Origin of the sequence: Fulvivirga aurantia (assembly GCF_009711475.1) — a bacterium.
In the GTDB taxonomy this organism is placed as follows: domain Bacteria; phylum Bacteroidota; class Bacteroidia; order Cytophagales; family Cyclobacteriaceae; genus Fulvivirga; species Fulvivirga aurantia.
This window is the reverse complement of sequence record NZ_SMMD01000147.1, coordinates 1-717: the sequence shown is the minus strand read 5'-3', so window position 1 is coordinate 717 and position 717 is coordinate 1. Positions and strand designations below refer to the sequence as shown.

General features: G+C 39.6%; 2 protein-coding genes. Both read right to left on the bottom strand.

Annotated features, from left to right (window positions below):
* A partial coding sequence (locus E1176_RS00410; protein WP_155208620.1) for a WbqC family protein occupies positions 1-447 on the bottom strand: 447 nt, incomplete at its 3' end.
* A partial coding sequence (locus E1176_RS00405) for an L-threonylcarbamoyladenylate synthase (RefSeq protein WP_185152477.1) occupies positions 440-717 on the bottom strand: 278 nt, incomplete at its 5' end. The genes E1176_RS00405 and E1176_RS00410, both read right to left, overlap by 8 nt.

The following is a 717-nucleotide window of genomic DNA, read 5'->3' as shown; positions in this document are numbered from 1 at the left end:
AGAAGGAGATTTCTCGTAAGTTTCAGTAAAAGTGTAATCGACTTTGATCTGGGATAGTTTCAGACATAATGTCAGTAACTTGTAATTGAAATCGAAGAGGTACTTTTCCTGTTTTTGGAAAAAAGGCTCAAAATACTCCGCAAAAAACTCAAAAAATGGGGCCCTGCCGTAAGCAGACTGAATGGCACGCCAATGGTCTTTTTGCCATCGTTGGGTGTGGTCGATTTGTATTTCTTTAATCTTTACCTTCTTCCGGCCACCAATAACCGGTACCGATAACTTCTCGACTTTGTTGGCTGCTAAGATGTTGCACCTATTTCTAAAGCTTTGTTTTTCGAAGTGCTCCTCTGCCTCAAAAACTATATGCTCATAGCTGTTGAGGAGCGCAAAGTATTCTAGAGAAGGTAAATAATGCAGGTCTACTAAAGCAGCTTTTCCTTTATGCATATTCATTTATATCTCCCAGTCCCTCTCTCATTACTACAAACTGATCCTGAGTGCAATCCACAACAGTTGAAGGAATGTTTCCACCGTAACCGCCATCGATCACAATATCTACCTGATGTTTAAACTCCTCATAAATTGCTTCCGGGTCGGTTGTATATTCGATGATTTCATCATCATCTTTAATGGAAGAGGTAACGATAGGGTTGCCTAAAATATCGACAATCATACGAGGTACGTTATGATTTGGAATACGGATACCTACAGTTTTTT